Origin of the sequence: Chitinophaga horti (genome assembly GCF_022867795.2) — a bacterium.
In the GTDB taxonomy this organism is placed as follows: domain Bacteria; phylum Bacteroidota; class Bacteroidia; order Chitinophagales; family Chitinophagaceae; genus Chitinophaga; species Chitinophaga horti.
In genome coordinates, this window is sequence record NZ_CP107006.1 from 656,135 (window position 1) to 676,584 (window position 20,450).

A 20,450-nucleotide genomic window follows, 5' to 3' on the forward strand; every position below is an offset into this window, starting at 1 on the left:
CTAGTTATACTTCTTAGACCCGTCTGTAGCAAACTTCGGCAGCAGCTGGTTGTCGTCAACCGGGATGATGTGGATCATGTCGAGGTAGTTGTTGTTCTGCGTGCCGCTGATCGGGATAATGCGGATCAACTGGCGCTGTGTGGTTTTAAACTCATAAGTACCTACCAGTTTACCTGCGTAGTTAGAGTCGGCTGAGTACGCACGGGTTTCGGTATACTGTTTCCAGCCGATGGCTTCCAGCTCGGTATCGCTGCCTTTCGGACGCAGCTCGGTGAAGTTGAACGTACGTGGCATCAGTTCGCCGTTAACGGTCACCTGGCACAGCTGGTTGGAGCTGGATGACTGTTTACTGCGGGAATAACACATCCATATTTTATACTTGCCTTTTACAATAGGTGGCGTTACCATTTCCCACCAGATCGGGCGGTTGGGCAGGCCCAGTGGCAATTGGTTTACGTCGTTGTTCACGGCATAACGGCCAACGCTGTTGGTGGAGTTGTAGTAGTAGGTAAAGGTATTAGTACCCGCCAGCGGACCCCATCCCCAGTAAATATCTTTCAACGGCTGATCGGCCTCTGTTTGCCTTCTGAAGTCAAAGTTGGCTTTGCGGTAGTTGGCCGGCATCTTCATGATCTCGGTAAAGGTGCTCACGTCCCAGTATACAGCTGTTGGTGGGCGGTACTTAGCGGTAAAGTGACCGCCTGCATCGTGCCAAACGCCATTGCTGGCAGCGTTGTCGCTCACATCGCGGATAAGGGTTACGCCTTTTTCCAGCACGCCGTTGAACATGTCTTCATTCAGAATTACTTCTGAATTGATAAGTTGCGTGCTCACCACTTCCTGCGGTTGCAGGGTCTGGTGGGCAGATGTAGAAATGATATCACCCAGGAACTTCACACCGGTGAGGATGTGATACGCTACATAAATATGCAGACTGTCAGCCGGGTTAGTCGGATTGCCGGTGTTGGAATATTTTGCTTTAAGATCGGCGTAAGAATGAATGCCGCTGTCGGCCAATACCCGGTTGCTTTCTGCGAGCAGTGTCATCCAGCGTTTGCTGGTATCTGCATCCACTGTGTTCAGTCGCTCGTACAAACCGGTTTCTTTGATCGCCTGTACAAAGATGGAGAACTCCGGTTTGGCTTCCAGTTGTTTGGCCAGGGTGGTAGTAGAAGGCTGCAGTACATGGTCTATCTCGTGGATGAAGCCGTTGCCTACACGCACGTTCGATTTGATCACCAGCGCCTGCCTGTTTACGATAAAGCTGGAGCTGCCGCCTTTATTGCTTACACCGGTAATGAGGTATTGACCGTACAAGGTTGGTACCGGCAATTTACCGTCTTTAAAGGAAGTAGTCGTCAGCGTATCCATGATCAGGTGGAACTGTACGATGCTTTTCAATGTTTCAATATTGGCAGCTTCCACGCTGGAGAAGCCCGATTGTGTGAGCCAGGTCTTTACCGCGCTGTTGGTCGGTGCGAAGAAGGTGTAGGCGCCATAGGCATTCAGGAACGCGGAGGTCTCTGTACGGTCCAGCACCTGTTTGAACAGGGAGAAGGAGTCTGGGTATTTTTCCAGGTAGCCAACTATGTTCACATCTCCTGTAGTCTCTATCTTAATCTCCATCTTCTGGCACGATTGCACCACTGCAAAGGAGAGGAGCAGACTAACCGCTACGAGGTATGAAAGTTTATTTTTCATAACAGGGGAATTAATTATTTATAGAAAGGATTTTGTACCAGTAATGTGTTCGATTGTATCTCATACAGGAAGATCGGGAAGTAAAGGCTGTTCTCGTCTCTCAGTGTATTGAAAGCCACCTGCTGCCTTTCCTTCGGGATGCTGATCGATACCATGTCCAACAGGTAGCGGCGGTTCAGGAAGTTGTTACGTTTTGCGTTGCGCAACACATCGTACCAGCGTTTACCTTCAAAAGCAAATTCACGTTGGCGTTCAGCAAGAATAAATTCTTCCATGTTCTCCTGGCTGGTAGAGTCCATAGAAAGACCAACTTCCAGTGCGTTCGCGCGGTTGCGGATGTTCATTACCAGGCGGGAAGCTTCCAGCGGCTGATTCAGCTGGTTGATGGCTTCTGCCTTCATGAGTAATATATCTGCGTAACGATAAAAGATCCAGTGTGCAAAGGATTGTTCCTGTGAGCGCAGCTCGGTGCCGGCATCATTCGCGCCGATGTATTTCCAGATGGTGGCATCGTTGGCGCGGAGGGAGCAGCCGTCGCCGCGTTTGTCTTCCTGCGGTGGAATGTTGGTCGCATCCTGTCCAAACACCATTTCCATCAGGTGCGGAGCGGCGCCCCAGCGGCGGGTGCTGATCAACATCATCGGGTGAAAGCTGTTGGTCTTCTGGGCGCTGAATTGCAGTTCAAAAATGCTCTCGGCAGAATTGCCCCTGTAGTACAACGCATCAAACAGGGAGGTGGTAGTACCCACCAGTCCGAAGTTGCCGGAGTTGATTACCTTGTCGCACTCGTTTGCGCATTGCTGGTATTTTTCACGCCACAGGTACACGTCTGCCAGGATAGCGTTCACCGTATAACGGGTGGCGCGGCCTTTATCGCGGTCGATGTTGCCATAGGTAGTCGGCAGCAACGGCTCGGCAGTAGTGAGATCCAGTTCAATCTGGTTCAATACGCTGTCGGCACTGCTCTTCGCCAATGGCTTAATATCCTCGTCGCTGATGGTAGCCGTGAGTTTTAACGGTACTTCTTTAAAGGTGCGCACCAGGTAAAAGTACATGAGCGCGCGGATGGTACGGGCTTCGCCGATCGCCCTGTCCAGGTGTGCCTGGGTGAAGGTGTTATCGTTCTTCAGCACGCCTGGTGCCAGCTCAATAACGGTATTGCAATAGTTGATGGTTTCGTACAGTGAACGCCAGTTGCTGAAAGCATTGGTGGGCAGGATGTTCCAGTTCACAATATCAAGCTCACTCGAGGTGGCTCTGAAGCCGGGAGTAACCATGTCGGTACGGGCTTCGCCCCAAATGAACAGGTATTCCGGTAAAGGGGGCAGGCCAGTGGTGCCGCTGCCGAGCATGGAGGCGTAAATGCCTGTCACCGCAGCGTCCACCTGTTCTTTCGTTTTCCAGAACTCCTCACGCACGATGCCGTCCTGCGGTTTCAACTCCAGCCACTTGTCGCAGGAGCTGAGGCCGAGCGTTGCCGCCAATAAACATGTATATATCAGTTTGTGCTTCATTTTCGCTTCTTTTTTTGAGTTAGAACCCAGCTACCAGGCCGATGGTGAATATTTTTGCAGGTGGCGTCATCGAGTAATCGTACGCAATCCTGAACGGATCGGAGCCGGTGGCGGTTATCTCGGGGTCCTGACCGGTATAACGGGTAAGGGTAAACAGGTTTTCCGCAGTTACATATGCGCTCAGGTTCTTCATCTTCAGTTTGTTGTTCACGAACTTAGGATCGAAGGTGTAGCGGCCGGTAATGGTACGGAAGCGCACGAAAGAGGCATTCTCCACATAACGATCGCTGCCCAGCCAGTTGTAACCGCCGTTGATCAGCGCACGCGGAATGTCGGTTACGTCGCCTTCTTTGCGCCAGCGGCGTAATACCGCGGTGCTCTGGTTGTCGAAGAAGTACATATTGGTAGTGTTCATCTTCGTACCGTTGATGATGTCGTAACCTAACCTGAAGTTGAAGAAGGTAGAAATAAAGAATTTATTCTTCCATGCGAACGAAGGACCGAAACCGCCCGACAGCTTAGGGTTGCTGTTACCAAGGTATACAACGTCCATATAGTTGATGTTGCCGTCGTGGTTAATGTCTTCATACATCGCGTCGCCCGGCTGGAAGGTGTAATCCAGGGTAGGGTAGCCGAAGCGGGTATATACCACCTGGCCGGTAGGGCCCAGTATCGGTTTGCCATCCGGACCTTTCGCACGGGTAGCTTCTCTGTCGGTGTATACGCCTTTGTAACGGTAACCATAGAACGAACCGAAAGGATTGTCGATCTGTAACAGGCGCATATACTCACCCAGCCTGGTTACATCGCCTTGTGTGCTTGGATAGAACTCGGAGATCTCGCGGATGATGTTTTCGTTACGGGAGATGTTCAGGTTAAAACCGATGTTCCAGTCCTTACGTTTGATTGGTGTGGTCCACATCGCTACTTCCCAACCCTGGTTGTCGAGCGTACCCACGTTCATGTTCACGCCACTGTAACCGTTGTAGGAGCCGATCTGCAGACCGTTAAAGAACAGGTCTTTGGTACGGTTGCGGTATATATCCACATCTGCTCTGAAACGACCGCCCCACATAGAAATGTTACCACCGATGTTGCTGCCGTGAATGGTTTGCCAGCGGAGGTTTTTCAGTTCCATCGTTGCCGGGAATACGCCTGCTTCGCCCAGGTAGCTCCAGTTGTAGGTAGCGTAACGGTTGTAGAAGGTATAGTCGTAACGTGGTGCCTCGCCGCTCTGGCCATAGCTGGCGCGGAAGCTGAGGTCATCCAGTATTTTTATCTTGTTCAGGAAGTTTTCTGCAGACAGCCTCCATCTTACCGAGATGGAAGGGAAGGTGCCGTAACGGTAGTTCGGGCCGAAGCGGGAGTTACCGTCGCCGCGGATCGTTGCGTTCACAATGTATTTCTCTTTCCAATCGTATTGAGCAGTAATTACCGCGCCAATTGCACGTGTTTGCGAAATGCCTGAAGCTGCGTTCAGCTCCTGGTTCTGTGTACGTGAAGGTGCGCTCGGATCAGTAATCAAAGAAGATGCTGTGTTAGAGGTCATCAGCTCCTGGCTTACTGCCTTCGCATCACTGCCAATCACGCTCAGGAAGGTGAGCAGGTGATGGTCCGGATTCTTGAACTGTGGAGTGTATACCAGATCGAACTTGGTAACGATGTTGAATACATCAATGTCGCCGTCGTAAGCACGGTTTACCACTGTTTCTGTATTCGGGCGGCCAGTGGCGATTTGTGGCAGGAAGCTTTTATTTTTCGTGTTGTTGATGTCAAACTGAACGTCCATGGTGGTTTTCAGCACGTCTTTGATGATGTCGTAGTTGAGCTGGAACCTGGGTATCACCCTGTCGCCACCAACGGTATACTTGGCTTTATCGGCCATGGCTACCGGGTTAAAGATACGACTATAAGTACCCTGGATGTTCGATACCGGTGAGAAGTAGTTAGGCGTAAGGTTGCCGTTTTCGTCATATTCAAAAACGCTCATGTTCGGCATCTTAATATACGCCATACCGCGGATCGCACCGTCTTTGTCGCTCAGGTAGCTGCGCTGCAGGTCGCTGTGCGTGTACGCGATGCTGGTGAATATGCGGATCTTTTCAGAAATGTAATAGTCAAGGTTGATACGTGTGCTGATCCTTTTAAGGCCTGTACCCAGTGTGGTACCTTTTTGGTTAAAGAAGCCGGTAGAAGCAAAGTAGCGGGCTTTTTCACCACCACCACTCATGCTGATATTGTGGTCCTGCAGGTTACCTACCTGTGAGATGGCATCAATCCAGTTTACGTTGTTGCTGTAGTTATGGTACCAGTAAGGATCGTTCGGGTCGTAATTGAACTCGCGTACGGTGGTAGTGTTTAATGGCAGGCCGGTACGGTTCATAAACGCCTCGGGGATGAGGGTAGAGTACTGGTCGCCGCTCAGCAAAGGCAGCGCTTCCGGCAGGTAAGACTTGGAGCCTTTAAACGTATACGTAATGGCAGGTTTACCAATGTTGCCACGTTTAGTCGTGATCACCAGTACGCCGTTCGCTGCGCGGGAACCCCATACTGCGGTGGCGGCCGCATCTTTCAGTACGCTGATGTCTTTGATATCTGCCGGTGAAATGTTCAATAACTGTGCATATCCCTGCTCGTCTGCTGCGCCAAAGTTAAAGTCGCCGGGGATCTCTGTTTCCAGGGGCATACCATCTACTACGATCAGTGGGTTACCGGTGCTGCTGATCGATGATACACCACGGATACGGATGTTCATCGCTGCTCCCGGATCGCCGCTCGTAGCAGTAATATCCACACCGCTCAAACGGCCCTGCAATGCCTGGTCAATACTGGCGGCCTGCATCTCTTCCAGTTCTTTCGCATTGATCTTCGCGATCGAGAGGGTGGAGTTACGTTCCTTGATGGGTAGCATACCATTGTTGGTCATACGACCACCCATGATTTCCACCGTGTTAAGGTCCGTGCTGCCGCTCACCATCTGGAAGTTAACGGTGGTGCGGCCTTGCAAGGTTTGTGAGTTGGTACGGTAACCGATGTAGGAGGCGGTGATCTTGTTCTTCAGGTTACTTACGCGTAACACGTAGTTGCCTTCCACATCGGTGGCGGTGCCTTTAATAATACGGCCATCGGCATCAACCTCGGCAACGGATACCCCAATGAGGGCGTCCTTTGTTTTGGAGTCGAGCACCTTCCCTTTAATGAGGGTGCCTTCCGCCGGGGCCTGCGCCTGCGCAGCGGCGGTGTAAATGCCGAGCAGCGCGCATATGCAAGCTATCTTTTTTATAAAATTCAGCATAGCAGAAATGTTATTCTTAATATTTTAAATAGTTGTCGATCAGGTGGATCACGCAACGATTGCTCAGGAAGTTACTTTGTGCCAGTATGATGTTGGATTTGCGGCTATGCGCATCCGTAAGTACCATGGCGTTGCGAACGGAATTGTCTACGAACACGCCACCTGGCTCGCCGGCATTATTGCGGTACAGCGTTTCAAAAGATCCGCTTTCAATACCGTCTGTCGCTACTGTCTTCTTGTTCAGGATGTGATTGTAGATAAACGAGTTCACCTTTTCTTTATCTGCCAGTGATGCCGGGTTAAAGGCCGGTGCGGCAGGTGTGCCTGGCAGTAAGCCATCAGCCACAGCCTGTGAGATCGCTGCATTGTTCGGAACAAATACGGTGTAGAAAGTACCGGCTGCCACGTTCAGGATGTCGCCATTGGCTGCGGTATAAATGCTGGAGTTTCTCAGGAACTGCCAGAAGTAGTTATGCTGAGAGCCAGCGGCCGTGCCCAGTTTCTCAATATGCTTGCCGATAACGGTTTCAGAGAAATTAAGTACGCGGTTGATGTTGTTCGCCGTGCCGTTCTTTGCTGTTTTTTTCCATACGAGGTTGGCAACATTGCTGCTATCCAGGTTGCCAGCCGCCCAAACGGTATTGTTCTGGAATTTCACAAATTCGCCGCCATAGGAGAGGGCTACGCTACCGTTCTGCAGGTCAGCCAGGTCTACACCCGGGATCACATGGAGGTTGATCACACGCAGCAGGCGCACCAGGGCGGAAGAGCCGGTAAGGTGTGAGCCGCCGTTCGTTGGAATATAACGCCATTGCAACGCGGGGTTGTTATCTACTGTAGGATCTACGAAGAAACCGGCTGCGTTAAGGGTCGCGTTATTTATCAGGAAGATGGAAAACTTCTGGTGAATGTTCGAGATCTGGAATTTTAGTTCCTGGTTCAGCAGGCTTGTCATCATCGAGAACTGCGGGTCCAGGTAAGCTTTTCCGTATACGCTGGTGAACACGTTCGCTTCCTGCACTTTATTGGTGCCGTAGAAGAAGCCGTTGCTCAGTATTTTACGGTCCACTACGTCGGTGTTGGCGTTAAAGCGCGCTTCCTCACCCACGTAGTTAAAGGAAGTAGCGAACTGGCTGGGCCATACCGCTGTTTGCCACATGTGTGCGTTTACGAAATCGACTACTACCGGCAGCGGCAGCGACTCCAGGTTGGCGTAGTTTTCAAGCAGCACGCTGTTTAGGTAAGCAGTAAAGGCCGCATTGTTCGGAACAAACATGCTGTAACAGTTCTGCTGACCATCGTTATCCGTCATCTTTAAAAAGTTCTCGTTATTGGGTGAGAATGCGATGTTGGGAGCGTAAATTTTGATATATACGTTTTCGTTACCTCCATGCAGGAGCCTGTAGTTGTTCGTAACGGTCGGGTTGATGGCATACGCCAGCAGGTAACGGTCGAACAGTCTTTTAAATTCGCTGTAGTCGGGATTTTTAGTGATATACTCGTCTATCCCCGGCAGCGCGCTGATCACGTGGTCGATCACGTGAACGATACCGTTTTCCGCTGCAATGTCCTGCTCTGTTACTTTGGCATTTGCCACGTTAAAGCCGGTGTACTGCGTGTTCGGGTAGAAATAGTTATAATCGGCAGCGGTAAGTGTTTTACCTGCCATGAAGTTGGATACGAAGTAAGGTATGTACTTGTTGTTGTAATCTGCATCTACGTAATACGATGTACCGTTGTTGTTACGGTTGCTGGCGATCATTTTAACGGTTTGTCCGTCTGCGTTAACGCCATCATACACACCCTCATAGTACGCAGTACGGCGCCTGAAGGCTACGTTGGGTACCCAACCGGTGTTGGCCTGGTAGTCGCCGAGCCTTTCTCTTTTGAAGGCGTTGTACACCAGGCAGTAGTTAACGATTTTGCGACAGGCTACGCTGTCCATAGCCGCTACGCCGCTAATGTTGTTCTCTTTAAAGTACGTGTCGAAGGCCGAATCAGTGGGCGCAAAGAAGGTCCAGTAGCCGGCGCCGGATAAGGTCCTTTTGTAACCGGCTTTATCAATGGCGGCCAGGAGGGTTTTAAAGTTACCCTTGCTTTCGAGCACCTGGTAAATAGGCGGCTCCAAATTGTCGGGGCGGCCATAATACTCATCCCAGGCCTTCTTTTTACAGCCGGCGGCCAGCATGGTAAGGACAGCGAGTAATACTAATCTGTAAGACAAGTTTCTCATCGTGGATCAAGAAATATTTATTGATGAAATTTTTATCGGTAATATCAGCTGGCAATAACCGCTGTTGGTTCCGGGAATGAAATCCGGCATAATCGCAGTGCCGGAAAGGGATAAAAATGAATATGCATTGTCATCAGTTTTTGCTTTTTCCTGCTACAGTAACTGTCGCGCGAAAATCATAACGTAAGTAATAAGTTTAATAACGTGTTCTTCCTCTCTTATCAGTCTATAACCCTTTACTGTATTGGTTTTTATAATGTCGTCGATTTCAGTTGGTTGTTGGGCATTTCACTTTTTTCAGCCACTCAGTGCGCCAAACATAAAGCTTTTGATGGGCATTTGTTTTAGCATTTACGCAATCGTTTGCGTAGATTTTTTCCTGTGTCTTCCAGCGGTATTTTTTTTATGCTGCATGTCGGTGTGTATGCCTTATTGGGCCTGAGTTTAGGCCGGGATGCATTACCTTCCATGAGAGTAAGTTGACGGCGATTTGATCCTGGTTGCTTTTTGCCACTTTTTACGGACTTTTGTCGCACGCGAAACAAGTCCTATATATACCCATAAATTTATCTCTTTTCGGGGGATGAACTGTCCTGCCCCATCCTGTTATTGCCCAATCAGCGCGGAATTCGGCGTAATCAACTGTCGGAATAACACTTAAACAGGCTGCAGCAGTGCAAATGCAGCCTCCGGTAAATTGAAACAATTTGCCGAATTATTGAAACATATTGCATAGCGCAATACGGATTAAAACGCTTCCTTTATGCACCGGCTGGTTGTTAGGAAATTGCTGATCCACGTTATCAATTCGAATTGCATCGTATATCCGTCCACGCTAACCTTTCCCGGGTACCACATTATCAATCTAACAAAGCAATTTTTAAGATGAAGAAATTCTCGACGATCTTTTTGGCTTGCAGCCTGTTTGCCGCCACTACCGCAATGTCGCAAAAGAAAGAACGCGCCGTTTGGAGTAAAGAAAAAGCGAATACCTGGTATGCTAAGCTGCCATGGCTGGCGGGTGCCGACTACCTTCCTGCCAACGCCATCAACCAGCTGGAGATGTGGCAGGCCGAAAGCTTCGACAGTGCGCAAATCGACAAGGAGCTGGCATGGGCCGAAAGTATTGGTATGAACGTGATGCGTGTATACCTGCACCACCTCGCCTGGCAGGTAGATCCCGCGGGTTTTAAGAAGCGGGTGGCCACTTACCTGGATATTGCGGGTAAACACGGAATCAAGACGGTGTTCGTGCTGTTCGACGATTGCTGGAACAATACTTACAAAGCGGGCAAACAACCGGCTCCTAAACCGGGTATACACAACTCCGGCTGGGTGCAGGACCCCGGCATGCTGGCCTTCATGGACCTGAACTATGTGGCCGGACTGGAGAAATACGTGAAAGATGTATTGCAGTCGTTCCGCAACGACCAGCGCATTCTCCTGTGGGACCTGTACAACGAACCGGGTAACTCGGGCCTGGGTAACCACAGCATGCCGCTGCTGAAACAAACGTTTAGCTGGGGCAGGCAAATAGATCCATCGCAGCCTTTATCTGCCGGTGTTTGGCGCCTCGACCTGAAAGAGCTGAACGAGTTCCAGCTGCAAAACTCGGATGTGATCACTTATCACAACTATCACACGCCCGATGTGCACCAGCGCTGGATCGACTCCTTCCTGGTACAAACCGGTAAACCGCTGATCTGTACAGAATACATGGCCCGCACCCGCGGCAGCCGCTTCGATAATGTGATGCCGATGCTGAAAAAGCAAAAGATTGCTGCCATCAACTGGGGCTTCGTGGCCGGTAAAAGTAATACGATCTACGCCTGGGATACCCCAATGCCTGATGGTGCCGAACCGAAAGTGTGGTTCCACGACATCTTCCGCCAGGATGGTACGCCATTCGACCAGAAAGAAGTAGACCTGATCAAGCAACTCACCGGGAAAAAATAACATCGTGATAAAAAGGATGATGATGTGGGCGCTGATGCTCACCCCTTTCAGCAGTATGGCCCAACAGCCGTTGGCGCCCCTGAAATACGAGCCGCTACCCCTGGGCGCTATTCAACCCCAGGGATGGCTGCTGGACCAGCTGCACATCATGAAGACCGGCGCTACCGGTACGTTGGACGAATATTACTGGAAGGTAAAGAATGATAACGGCTGGTTAGGCGGCAAGGGCGACGGCTGGGAGGAAACGCCTTACTGGCTGGATGGTGCTGTGCCTTTGGCCTACCTGTTAAACGACGCGGGCTTGAAAAAGAAAGTGCAGGCCTACATTGACTGGTCTCTCGTCCACCAGCGCCCTTCCGGCTTTTTTGGTCCGCTCACGAAGAATGAGCGTGCCGGTAAAAAGACGGAAGATGATTGTGCCAATGGCGAAGACTGGTGGCCACGGATGGTGATGCTGAAAGTATTACAGCAGTACTACACCGCTACCAACGACAAACGTGTGCTCCCTTTCATGACCAAATATTTCCGCTACCAGTTGAACAGCCTGAAGACCTGCCCCATCGGCAAGTGGACAGACTGGGCCACGGCGCGCGGAGGTGATAACCTGCACAGCATCTACTGGCTGTATCGCCAAACCGGCGATGCCTTCCTGTTAGAACTGGGCGACCTCGTATACCAGCAAACCACGCCCTGGACACGCTACTTCGGCGAACGTAACTGGGTAATGGAGGCTGCCGCACAACAAAACGGGCAGGCCTGGATGGACCGGCATGGCGTGAACGTAGCCATGGGTATTAAGCTGCCCGCCATCTACCACCAGGCGAAAGGCGGTCATGTTTACCTGGATTCGCTCCGCACCGGTTTCAAAGACATCATGACCCTGCACGGCCTGCCACACGGCATGTTCTCGTCCGACGAGGACCTGCACGGCAATGATCCCCAACAGGGCATAGAACTCTGCGCAACCGTAGAAACGATGTACTCCCTGGAGGAAATACTGTCTATCACCGGCGAGCAGTCCTGGGCCGACGCCATTGAACGCATGACCTTCAATGCGCTGCCCGGGCAGATCACCGACGATTTCATATCGCGGCAATACTTCCAGGTGGCGAACCAGGTACAGGTGACGCGTGGCGTGTTCCAGTTTTCGCTGCCCTTTAACCGGGAAATGAATAACGTGTTTGGTCCATACGCCGGTTACACCTGTTGTACCGCGAACATGCACCAGGGCTGGACGAAATTCACCGCTAACCTGTGGTACGCCACGCCCGATAAAGGACTGGCGGCACTGTTGTACAGCCCGAGTAAAGTAACTGCCAAAGTCGGCAACAACGCCGTACCAGTAACCGTTACCGAACAAACCGATTATCCTTTCGGTGACCGGATCAGCCTGACTGTAAATACCAAACAATCCGTCACCTTCCCGCTCAGCCTGCGGGTGCCTGCCTGGTGTAAACAGGCAGCTGTGCTGGTAAACGGCCAGGCCTACGGCAAAGCCACTGGTGGTAACATGGTACGAATCGAGCGTACCTGGAAAAACAACGACAAAGTAGAACTGCAACTACCGATGGAAGTGACCACCAGCAACTGGGCGAAGAACTCCCGAACAGTTGAACGCGGCCCGCTGGTATATGCGTTAAAGATTGAAGAGGAGTGGCGTAAGGATTCCATTAAGGAAGAAGGCGTTTATTACCAGGTGTTGCCTAAAAGCGACTGGAACTATGGCCTTCCCCGCGAAGTGATCAAAGACCCCGCGAAGTTCCTGGAAGTAAAGACCCGCGCCATGCCTTCCAGGTTCGTATGGAACGCCACCAGTAGTCCCGTCGAAATCGTTACCAAAGGCAAAAAGATACCTGAATGGAAGATCGTCGACGGTGTGGCCAGGCAGCCTGTCACCACCCGCGAGGACGTATACCAGGGCAAAGTAGACCCCACGGAACACCGTATTACCCTGATCCCGTATGGCTGTTCGAAGCTCAGGATCGTGGCGTTTCCGGTGGTGCCGTAAACTATTATATCGTGAATGATGCGCCGGCGTTTCCTGATGGAGCGCCGGCTTTTTTATGCTGTAAATAGAGGTGTGCAAATCGCCCCCTTCAGGGGTGGTGTTCCGACACTGAACCATCACCCAACCATCACTGAACCATCACCCAGCCGTCCGGACAGGCGTTTCCTTCCGCGAGGAATGGTTGTTGACACGCCTGGCCCTGCACTCAAGTTGAAGAGTGCGACGCAACGGGCGCTCCATAGTACTACTATAGCTGATGCCAATACTCATTCATCAAACGCTTGCAGATGTGCCGAAAGGATGATAACTTTTGCCCCCGATAACAAAATTGATACAATGAAGAGATGCGTATTAGCCATGCTGGCACTGCTACCCACGGGCGTGCTGCTGGCCCAGGAACCCATTGTTGCCTCCACCGAACACCTGCAACTGGTGTTTGCGGTAGATAAAGGCAAGGTGTTCCAGACTTATTTCGGCGAACGACTGACCGATCCCAAAGATGTAACCCAGTTACCCAAACGGCACGAAGCGTACATCACTGCCGGTACCGACAACCTGTTCGAGCCCGCCATCCAGGCGCTGCATACGGATGGTAATCCCTCGCTGGACCTGCGTTACGTGCAAACGGAGCGCAAGATAAAAGACGGCGTAAATACCACGATCATCCGTATGAAGGACCCGAAATATCCTTTCGAAGTGGCCCTTCACATCGCTGCCTACATGAAGGAAGACGTGTTTAAGACCTGGACAGAAATCCGCCACCAGGAGAAAGGCGTCGTAAAACTGAGCAACTATGCCTCGGGCATGCTGCATTTCGACCGGCAACATTACTATCTCACCCAGTTCCATGGCGATTGGGCGGAGGAAATGAAGATGCAGGAAGCGGAACTGACGAGCGGCATCAAGGTGTTGGATACCAAACTCGGCACCCGTGCTGCGATGTACCAGTCGCCGTTCTTTATGCTGTCGCTTAACGAGTTGTCGGGCGAAAAGCATGGTGAGGTAATTGCCGGCGCGCTGGCCTGGACGGGCAACTTCCGTTTTGCTTTTGAGCTGGATGAACGCAACTCCCTGCGCGTAATTGCCGGTATTAATCCATATGCTTCCGAATACCCGCTGGCGCCAAATACGACGTTTGAAACGCCCGGTTTCGTGTTTACGTACTCCGCCGCCGGCCGCCAGGGACTGAGCGACCGCCTGCACCGCTGGGTAGCCCGTCACGCTGTGCTGGATGGGGATAAAGAGCGGATGGTGCTGCTTAATAACTGGGAAGCCACGTTCTTCGACTTTAATGAATCTAAGCTGTCGACCCTCTTCGGTGAAGGGCACGACCTGGGTGCTGACCTCTTCCTGCTGGATGATGGCTGGTTTGCCAATAAATATCCCCGCAACAACGACGCTGCCGGCCTGGGCGACTGGGACGTGAACCGTACCAAACTGCCTAACGGCATTGGTCAGCTCGTGAAAACCGCGGAAGGCAAGGGCATTAAGTTCGGCATCTGGCTCGAACCTGAAATGGTGAACCCCAAGAGCGAACTCTATGAAAAACACCCCGACTGGATACTGAAGCTGCCAAACCGCGACGAACACTATTACCGCAACCAGCTTGTGCTCGACCTGGTGAATCCGAAGGTGCAGGATTTCGTGTACGACGTGGTCGATAAAACCCTGCGCGAAAGCCCCGGCATTGCATATATAAAGTGGGATTGCAACCGTATGATCACGAATGCATACTCACCGTACCTGAAAGGAAACCAGGCTACCCTGTACATCGATTACGTACGCGGTTTGTATAAGGTGCTCGACCGCGTGCGCGCCAGGTACCCACATCTACCCATGATGTTATGCTCCGGCGGCGGCGCCCGTGTGGACTTTGGCGCTTTGCCTTACTTCTCCGAGTTCTGGGCCAGCGACAATACAGATGGGGTGGAGCGTGTGTACATGCAATGGGGATACAGCTACTTTTTCCCATCGTTTACCGTTGCCGCACACGTTACGTCCTGGGGTAAACAGTCGCTGAAGTTTCGTACGGACGTGGCGATGATGGGCCGACTGGGTTACGATATTGAGTTGGATAAACTCAGTGAAAAAGAACTGGCGTTCAGCCGCAAAGCCGTTGCCACTTACAAGCAGCTGCAACCCGTGATCGCCCATGGCAGCCTGTACCGCTTAGTTTCTCCCTACGCAGAGAACCGCGCCGTGCTGATGTATGTAAATGAAAATCGCGGTAAGGCCGTGTTATTCGCCTATAACCTGCATACCCGCTACCGTGAAGACCTGCAGCTCGTAAAGCTCGAAGGGCTCGATCCAGCGAAGCGTTACCGCATCCGCGAAGTAAACCTGGAAGGGGAGAAGTCGCGTTTAGGGGTCAACGACAAAGTGTACTCCGGTGATTACCTGATGAAACAGGGCGTGGCCGTATCACCGGGAGAGGCCTTGCAAAGTGCGGTGTTGGAGATTACGGCGGAATGATAAAGCGCCGCCCGGGTGTTTGGGATGCCCGGGCGGTTATCTTTTACGCTCCCGACCTCGCAAACTGCGCCTCCGCCAACGCCCTTATCTCCTTCACTCCCAACACCTTCTGCTCCGATCCCCGTATCACCGAATTGATCATCGCCAACCCCAGTTCACGCAGCGTACCAAAGCCCGCTGGCGCCAGTCGGCGCATCACCGGGAATAACCAGTTGATATATTTATAAATAGCGGTCGCGTTCTTCAATCCGGGTGTCGGTTTCATAAAACCGGGGCGGAAAAGGTACACTTGCCGGAAAGGTAGTTTCGCCACATCATTTTCCGTTTTGCCCTTCACTCTTGCCCACATGCTGCGGCCTTTTTCGGTGCCGTCGGTCCCTGCGCCGGACACATAACAAAAAGTCATATCCGGGTTTTGTTGTGCCAGGATGCCAGCCACATGTAAGGTGAGGATGTAGGTCTTTTGATAGTACTCCGCCTCCTTCATACCGATGGAAGATACGCCCAGGCAGAAGAAGCAGGCGTTATAGTCTTTCAGCTGCGGCGCGATGGGGGTAATATCATAAAAATCTGTATGAATGATTTCTGTGAGTTTTGCATGCGTTATTCCGCACGGACGACGATTAATCACGAGTACTTTTTCCACCTCTGGATGTTGCAGGCATTCGTGTAAAACGCCTTCGCCCACCATACCGGTAGCGCCTGTAATGATCGCGCGAATCTTTGTGTGAATAGGGTTCATAGCTTTAAGTTACGCCGTTCCGGTGGCACGGGCAAATGGCACTTTCTTTGCGGAACTGTTAAAATAATGTCAAGCTCTGAATTCTATGATATCTATCATGTATTTTAGCTTAAATCATCGGTAATTTTACAAATACAATGAAACGGTTAATATCCATATTACTTCTCTTCTTCTATCTGCCACTGAGCTACGGCGCAGGGCTGCAGGTAGTTGGCGGAAAGATTGATGTGGATATTGAAAATACCGGGAGTAAAGAAGAAAAGACTGGCACAGAGATCCTGACGAACGAACACCATGTACAGCAACAGCTGAAAATGGTGAAGAAGACACAATCGCAAGCCGCTGTTAACGAAGTTCCGCGTACGCACGTGGCCTTCGTTAGCACCAGCAACGGATGCACACCAACATCCGTCATCCTCCCGCAATCGCCGCTATACATATGGCATTGCGTTTTCCGTCTATAGTATCCCACTATTACATCCACCACCACACATGCCGCATACCTATACGCGGCGTACGTTTTCAATTTGTTTGACTTTCAAAAATCTTCAACGATGAAAAAAAGAATCTTCGCAGCAGCGATGATCGCTGCTATGTTTGCAGGTACTGCAGTTATGGCCCAGAACGGACTGTATATGACGGGACAGGATTATGTTAAGAAGAATGCCGTGGCCAAAGACAAAATCCAGGCAGAACAGGTATTTAACCGCTCTAAGATCAAAGTAACGAAGAATGGTGAGTCCACACAGCTCGACAAAAGCCAGGTATTCGGTTACCAGGAAAATGGGCAGGATTACCGCTTCTTTAATAACGACGCATATAAAATCATAGATAACGACCAGTTCCTCCTGTACAGCCGCCTGGAGCATATCCAGAACGGTAAAGAGCGCACGAAAGAAACGCGCTACTACTTTAGTACAGAGGCTGGCACCGCCCTGCTTCCGCTCACGAAAGCCAACCTGAAAAAGGCTTTCCCGGATAACAGGTCGTTCCATGACCTGCTGGACCTCCAGTTCCGCAGCGACAAGGAACTCACGGCTTACGATAGCTTCCATAAGCAGTACAAGGTGCAGTCACTGTACCAAACTGCTGCCAATGGTGCGTTACAGGCCATCAACAGGTAACCCACAGTTGTTGTTTTTAGTATAAAAAGCCATAACGGGCTGTTCTTTTGAACGGCCCGTTTTTCTTTTGCACCAGCAGTAGCCCCTTTCTTCAGCCCCCGTTGTGTCACTCACTTCAACGGCAAGTCCCTCATCGCCGTCACGCGTTTCGTCGTACACGCTTCGCCTTTCCCTTCGCCGTCACGCGTTTCGTCGTACACGCTTCGCCATTCCCTTCGCCGTCACGCGTTTCGTCGTACACGCTTCGCCGTCCCCCTTCGCCGTAAGCTCACTTCGTCGTCATTTCTACCGAAGGGATGCAAACATCCGCTCCAGTCTTCGCACTGGTCTTCCCACAATTCTCTTAACTTTACGTTATGGCAAAGGCATTTCTCTTCGACTTTAACGGCACGATGATCAACGATATGGAATATCATACCATCGCCTGGTTTGATATCATCAACAAAGACCTGCAACATCAGCTCTCCCGCGATGCGGTGAAGAAAGAGATGTACGGTAAAAACAACGATGTGCTCATCCGCATTTTTGGTCATGACCACTTTACCGAAGAAGAAATGAACCGCTGGTCGCTGGAAAAGGAACGTCGTTACCTGGAGGCTTATTCCCCTTACGTAGAATGGATTCCCGGCCTGGCACACTTCCTCGATTCGGCCCACCTGAAAGGTATTCCCATGGCGATCGGTTCGGCTACCATTACATCCAATATCCTGTATGTGCTGGAAAAACTCAACGCCGGCGACTACTTCCGCGCAGTCATCAGCGCCGATCATGTGACCTACAGTAAACCGCATCCGGAAACCTTTCTTAAAGCCGCCGAAGCATTAGGTGTCGCGCCCACAGACTGCATTGTGTTCGAGGACAGTCCCAAAGGCGTGGAGGCTGCCGCCGCGGCAGGTATGTATGCCGTGGTGCTTACTACCATGCATGAGGAGGAGGATTTTAGGGGTTTATCGAACATTCTTCGCTTTATCAAAGATTACAACGATCCGTACATCAGGACGTTAGTGGGCGAGTAATACCATCCGCCAAAAAAATACCCTTTTATGCAAACGTTTTACTATTTTAGTCAGGACGGCTATACCTATAGCCTCACCACGTTATGCTGAAGCGCGTTTGAGCATGCTACGAAAAGATCAGCGTCATATTTAGGGAACACTAACATCAGATACTATGAAAGGTCGTAAGCACTACCTGCTCCTATTTGTATGCCTGACAGCGCCCTTGCTGCTGGCAGCCCAGATCACCCCGCGCAACCTGTTGCAGCGCTATTCGCCTGAAACAGTCGCCGCATCACTCATTCCACGCGATAAATGGAAACCATTTCCCAATACGCCCGAAGCCTGGAAAGCACAGCTGCCCGACAGCGTATTGGATCAATTGGTGAAGGCAGGAGAGGGCTGGCTCAAAAAAGACTTTAAACAGATACCGGCTTCCGTGGCTATCGAGTTTACCCGCAATGGCAACCGCAGCCGCTACGAAGCGCTTTCTTTCCCGAAACGTAAACAGCTCTGGGACCTGATGATCGCCGAGTCGATCGAGGGCAAGGGTCGCTTCAGTAACGATATTATGAACGGCGTATGGTCGATCTGTGAAGAAAGCTTCTGGGGCGCAACGGCGCACCTGGGCGGACAGAAAGGTGGTAACGGTCTTGCCAATGTAGAAGATCCCATCGTAGACCTCTTCGCTGCTGAAACAGCCTCCATGCTCGCCTGGACCGACTATTTCGCCGGCGCCGCCATGGAGAAATCTTCTAAGTTCCTACGGCCACGCATCTACTACGAAGTAAACCGCCGCGTACTGAAACCGATGATGACCGCCAAATACGGCTACCTCGGTGGTGGTAATCCCAACGCGGTATTGAACAACTGGGCGCCCTGGGTGATGAGCAACTACCTCACCGCCAGCCTGCTTCTCGATAAAGAAGAAAAACTGCGTACTGATGCCATCGTTCGTTCCATGAAAGTCACCGACCAATACATCAACGGTTTGGGTGCAGATGGTAGCTGCGATGAAGGTCCCAGCTACTGGTTCGCTGCCGGCGCCTGTGTATTCGACGTGCTCAATCTCATGGACGATGCAACGGGGGGTAAAGTAAACATCTACAAAGAAGACATCATCCAGAAGATGGCGTCTTACATCTATAAAACCCACATCCGCGACGACTACTTCATTAACGTAGCCGACGCTCCTGCTAAAATGAAGCCCGATGGTCTTACCCTGTTCCGCCTCGGACAAGCCATGGATGATGAGAAGATGACCGCCTTTGGTGCCTGGGCGTACCAGCGCTACGGCAAAGCCGAAAACAAAAGCGGCAGTGGCAACCAGAACCGCTGGCACTGTATGCGTTACCTCTATAATCTCGGCGCCGTAAAAGCCTGCACCGCCGCAACTGCTGCAGAACCAAACGTAAAAGATGTATGGCTCGCCGACGTACAACTCATGGCCGCCCGTGATGGTGATAAATACTACGTAGCCACCCATGGCGGTCATAACGCTGAAAGCCATAACCACAATGACGTAGGCGATTTCATCGTATACGCTTACGGCCAGCCGCTGATCATTGATGCAGGCCGTGGTACTTACACTGCAAAAACGTTCTCCCCTAACCGTTATGAACTGTGGTTTAACACTTCTCCGTATCATAACCTGCCTACTATCAACGGCATCGAACAACAGGCCGGCCGTAAGTTTGAAGCCACACAGGTAAAATACGAAGGCGGTAAATCACCCGCCCTAAATATGCACCTGGAGAGTGCCTACCCGAAAGAAACCGGCCTCAAAACATGGCAACGCAGCGTAAAACTCGACCGTGGCAAAGGCATCGTCATCGCTGATACTTATAGTGCCGACGCGGCCCTCAAAAGCCTCACCCAGTCCTTCATGACGACTTGCGACATAGAACTGGCAGCCGGTAAAGTCATCTTCACATTGCCCGATGGTAAAAAAGCAGAATTGTCTTACGACAACAACTATTGGACTGCCGCGCAGGAAGACATCGCCCTTAAAACCGCCGAAGACGAAGTCTTCAAAACCGCCTGGGACGGCCGCCCGATCCGGCGCATCCTGCTCACTGCGAAGAAACCCGGTGCGCAAGGTAAATTCACTTACACGATCAGGTAAACGCTTTGGTATAAATTGGAAGGAAAGCAAGCCGTCCGTCCGCGTCAGCGGCGGACGCTTGTGTTTTTAGGAAATAGGACTATTTTTATACTATGCACCCAGTCCTCCCTATACTTTCCGAACGTGCCGGGGGCGCTTGCGCGGAGGAGTTGACTTAGTGCCCCCTTATTACATCGACACATGCCATGGAAAAATTGCCAGTTTTAAACTTTAAGTACCGTGGTAGCTATTATGCTTACCTGGTGTTTTGCACACTAGTTGTGTTGGTCTTGGTGTATAAGGGCA

The 20,450-nt window shown here is 51.3% G+C and carries 12 protein-coding genes; 7 read left to right on the forward strand and 5 right to left on the reverse strand.

Annotated elements, in window-relative coordinates:
* Genes MKQ68_RS02925 through MKQ68_RS02940 form a run of 4 tightly spaced genes read right to left on the reverse strand, consistent with a single transcriptional unit; the run spans nt 1 to nt 8,743 of the window.
* Nucleotides 1-1,701, reverse strand: a complete 1,701-nt coding sequence (locus tag MKQ68_RS02925) for a fasciclin domain-containing protein (protein ID WP_264282004.1) — start codon at nt 1,699-1,701, stop codon at nt 1-3.
* A 14-nt stretch (nt 1,702-1,715) separates the two neighbouring features.
* Nucleotides 1,716-3,215 (reverse strand): RagB/SusD family nutrient uptake outer membrane protein, encoded by a 1,500-nt coding sequence (locus MKQ68_RS02930; RefSeq protein WP_264282005.1) that lies wholly within the window; start codon nt 3,213-3,215, stop codon nt 1,716-1,718.
* A gap of 19 nt (nt 3,216-3,234) precedes the next feature.
* A complete protein-coding gene (locus MKQ68_RS02935; protein WP_264282006.1) occupies nt 3,235-6,510 on the reverse strand; it encodes a SusC/RagA family TonB-linked outer membrane protein in 3,276 nt (1,091 codons plus the stop codon).
* Between the two features lie 16 nt (nt 6,511-6,526).
* Nucleotides 6,527-8,743 (reverse strand): fasciclin domain-containing protein, encoded by a 2,217-nt coding sequence (locus MKQ68_RS02940; RefSeq protein WP_264282007.1) that lies wholly within the window; start codon nt 8,741-8,743, stop codon nt 6,527-6,529.
* Between the two features lie 885 nt (nt 8,744-9,628).
* On the opposite strand from MKQ68_RS02940, the gene MKQ68_RS02945 reads away from it, so the two are divergent.
* From MKQ68_RS02945 to MKQ68_RS02955, 3 genes are all read left to right on the forward strand, one after another.
* Nucleotides 9,629-10,699: a glycoside hydrolase family 2 TIM barrel-domain containing protein gene (locus tag MKQ68_RS02945; RefSeq protein ID WP_264282008.1), complete on the forward strand. Its 1,071-nt coding sequence runs from the start codon at nt 9,629-9,631 to the stop codon at nt 10,697-10,699.
* Between the two features lie 4 nt (nt 10,700-10,703).
* Nucleotides 10,704-12,707 carry a glycoside hydrolase family 127 protein gene (locus MKQ68_RS02950; RefSeq protein ID WP_264282009.1) on the forward strand — a complete coding sequence of 668 codons (2,004 nt, stop codon included), beginning with the start codon at nt 10,704-10,706 and terminating at the stop codon, nt 12,705-12,707.
* Between the two features lie 336 nt (nt 12,708-13,043).
* On the forward strand, nt 13,044-15,179 hold the full coding sequence (locus MKQ68_RS02955; protein WP_264282010.1) for an alpha-galactosidase: 2,136 nt from the start codon (nt 13,044-13,046) through the stop codon (nt 15,177-15,179).
* 43 nt (nt 15,180-15,222) lie between these two features.
* Here the strand turns inward: MKQ68_RS02955 and MKQ68_RS02960 are convergent, their stop codons facing one another.
* Nucleotides 15,223-15,921, reverse strand: a complete 699-nt coding sequence (locus MKQ68_RS02960) for an NAD-dependent epimerase/dehydratase family protein (RefSeq protein ID WP_264282011.1) — start codon at nt 15,919-15,921, stop codon at nt 15,223-15,225.
* 137 nt (nt 15,922-16,058) lie between these two features.
* Between MKQ68_RS02960 and MKQ68_RS02965 the strand changes: the two genes are divergently transcribed.
* The 4 genes from MKQ68_RS02965 to MKQ68_RS02980 all read left to right on the forward strand — a co-directional run bounded on the left by MKQ68_RS02965 (nt 16,059) and on the right by MKQ68_RS02980 (nt 20,165).
* Nucleotides 16,059-16,385, forward strand: coding sequence for a hypothetical protein (locus tag MKQ68_RS02965; RefSeq protein WP_244845218.1), 327 nt, complete (start codon nt 16,059-16,061; stop codon nt 16,383-16,385).
* A gap of 90 nt (nt 16,386-16,475) precedes the next feature.
* Nucleotides 16,476-17,045 carry a hypothetical protein gene (locus tag MKQ68_RS02970; protein WP_264282012.1) on the forward strand — a complete coding sequence of 190 codons (570 nt, stop codon included), beginning with the start codon at nt 16,476-16,478 and terminating at the stop codon, nt 17,043-17,045.
* A 356-nt stretch (nt 17,046-17,401) separates the two neighbouring features.
* The gene (locus MKQ68_RS02975; RefSeq protein WP_264282013.1) at nt 17,402-18,061 is read left to right on the forward strand and encodes an HAD family hydrolase; all 660 of its coding nucleotides are present in this window, start codon (nt 17,402-17,404) and stop codon (nt 18,059-18,061) included.
* 154 nt (nt 18,062-18,215) lie between these two features.
* Complete coding sequence (locus MKQ68_RS02980) at nt 18,216-20,165, forward strand: heparinase II/III-family protein (RefSeq protein WP_264282014.1); 1,950 nt, start codon at nt 18,216-18,218, stop codon at nt 20,163-20,165.
* Nucleotides 20,166-20,450 lie beyond the last annotated feature (285 nt).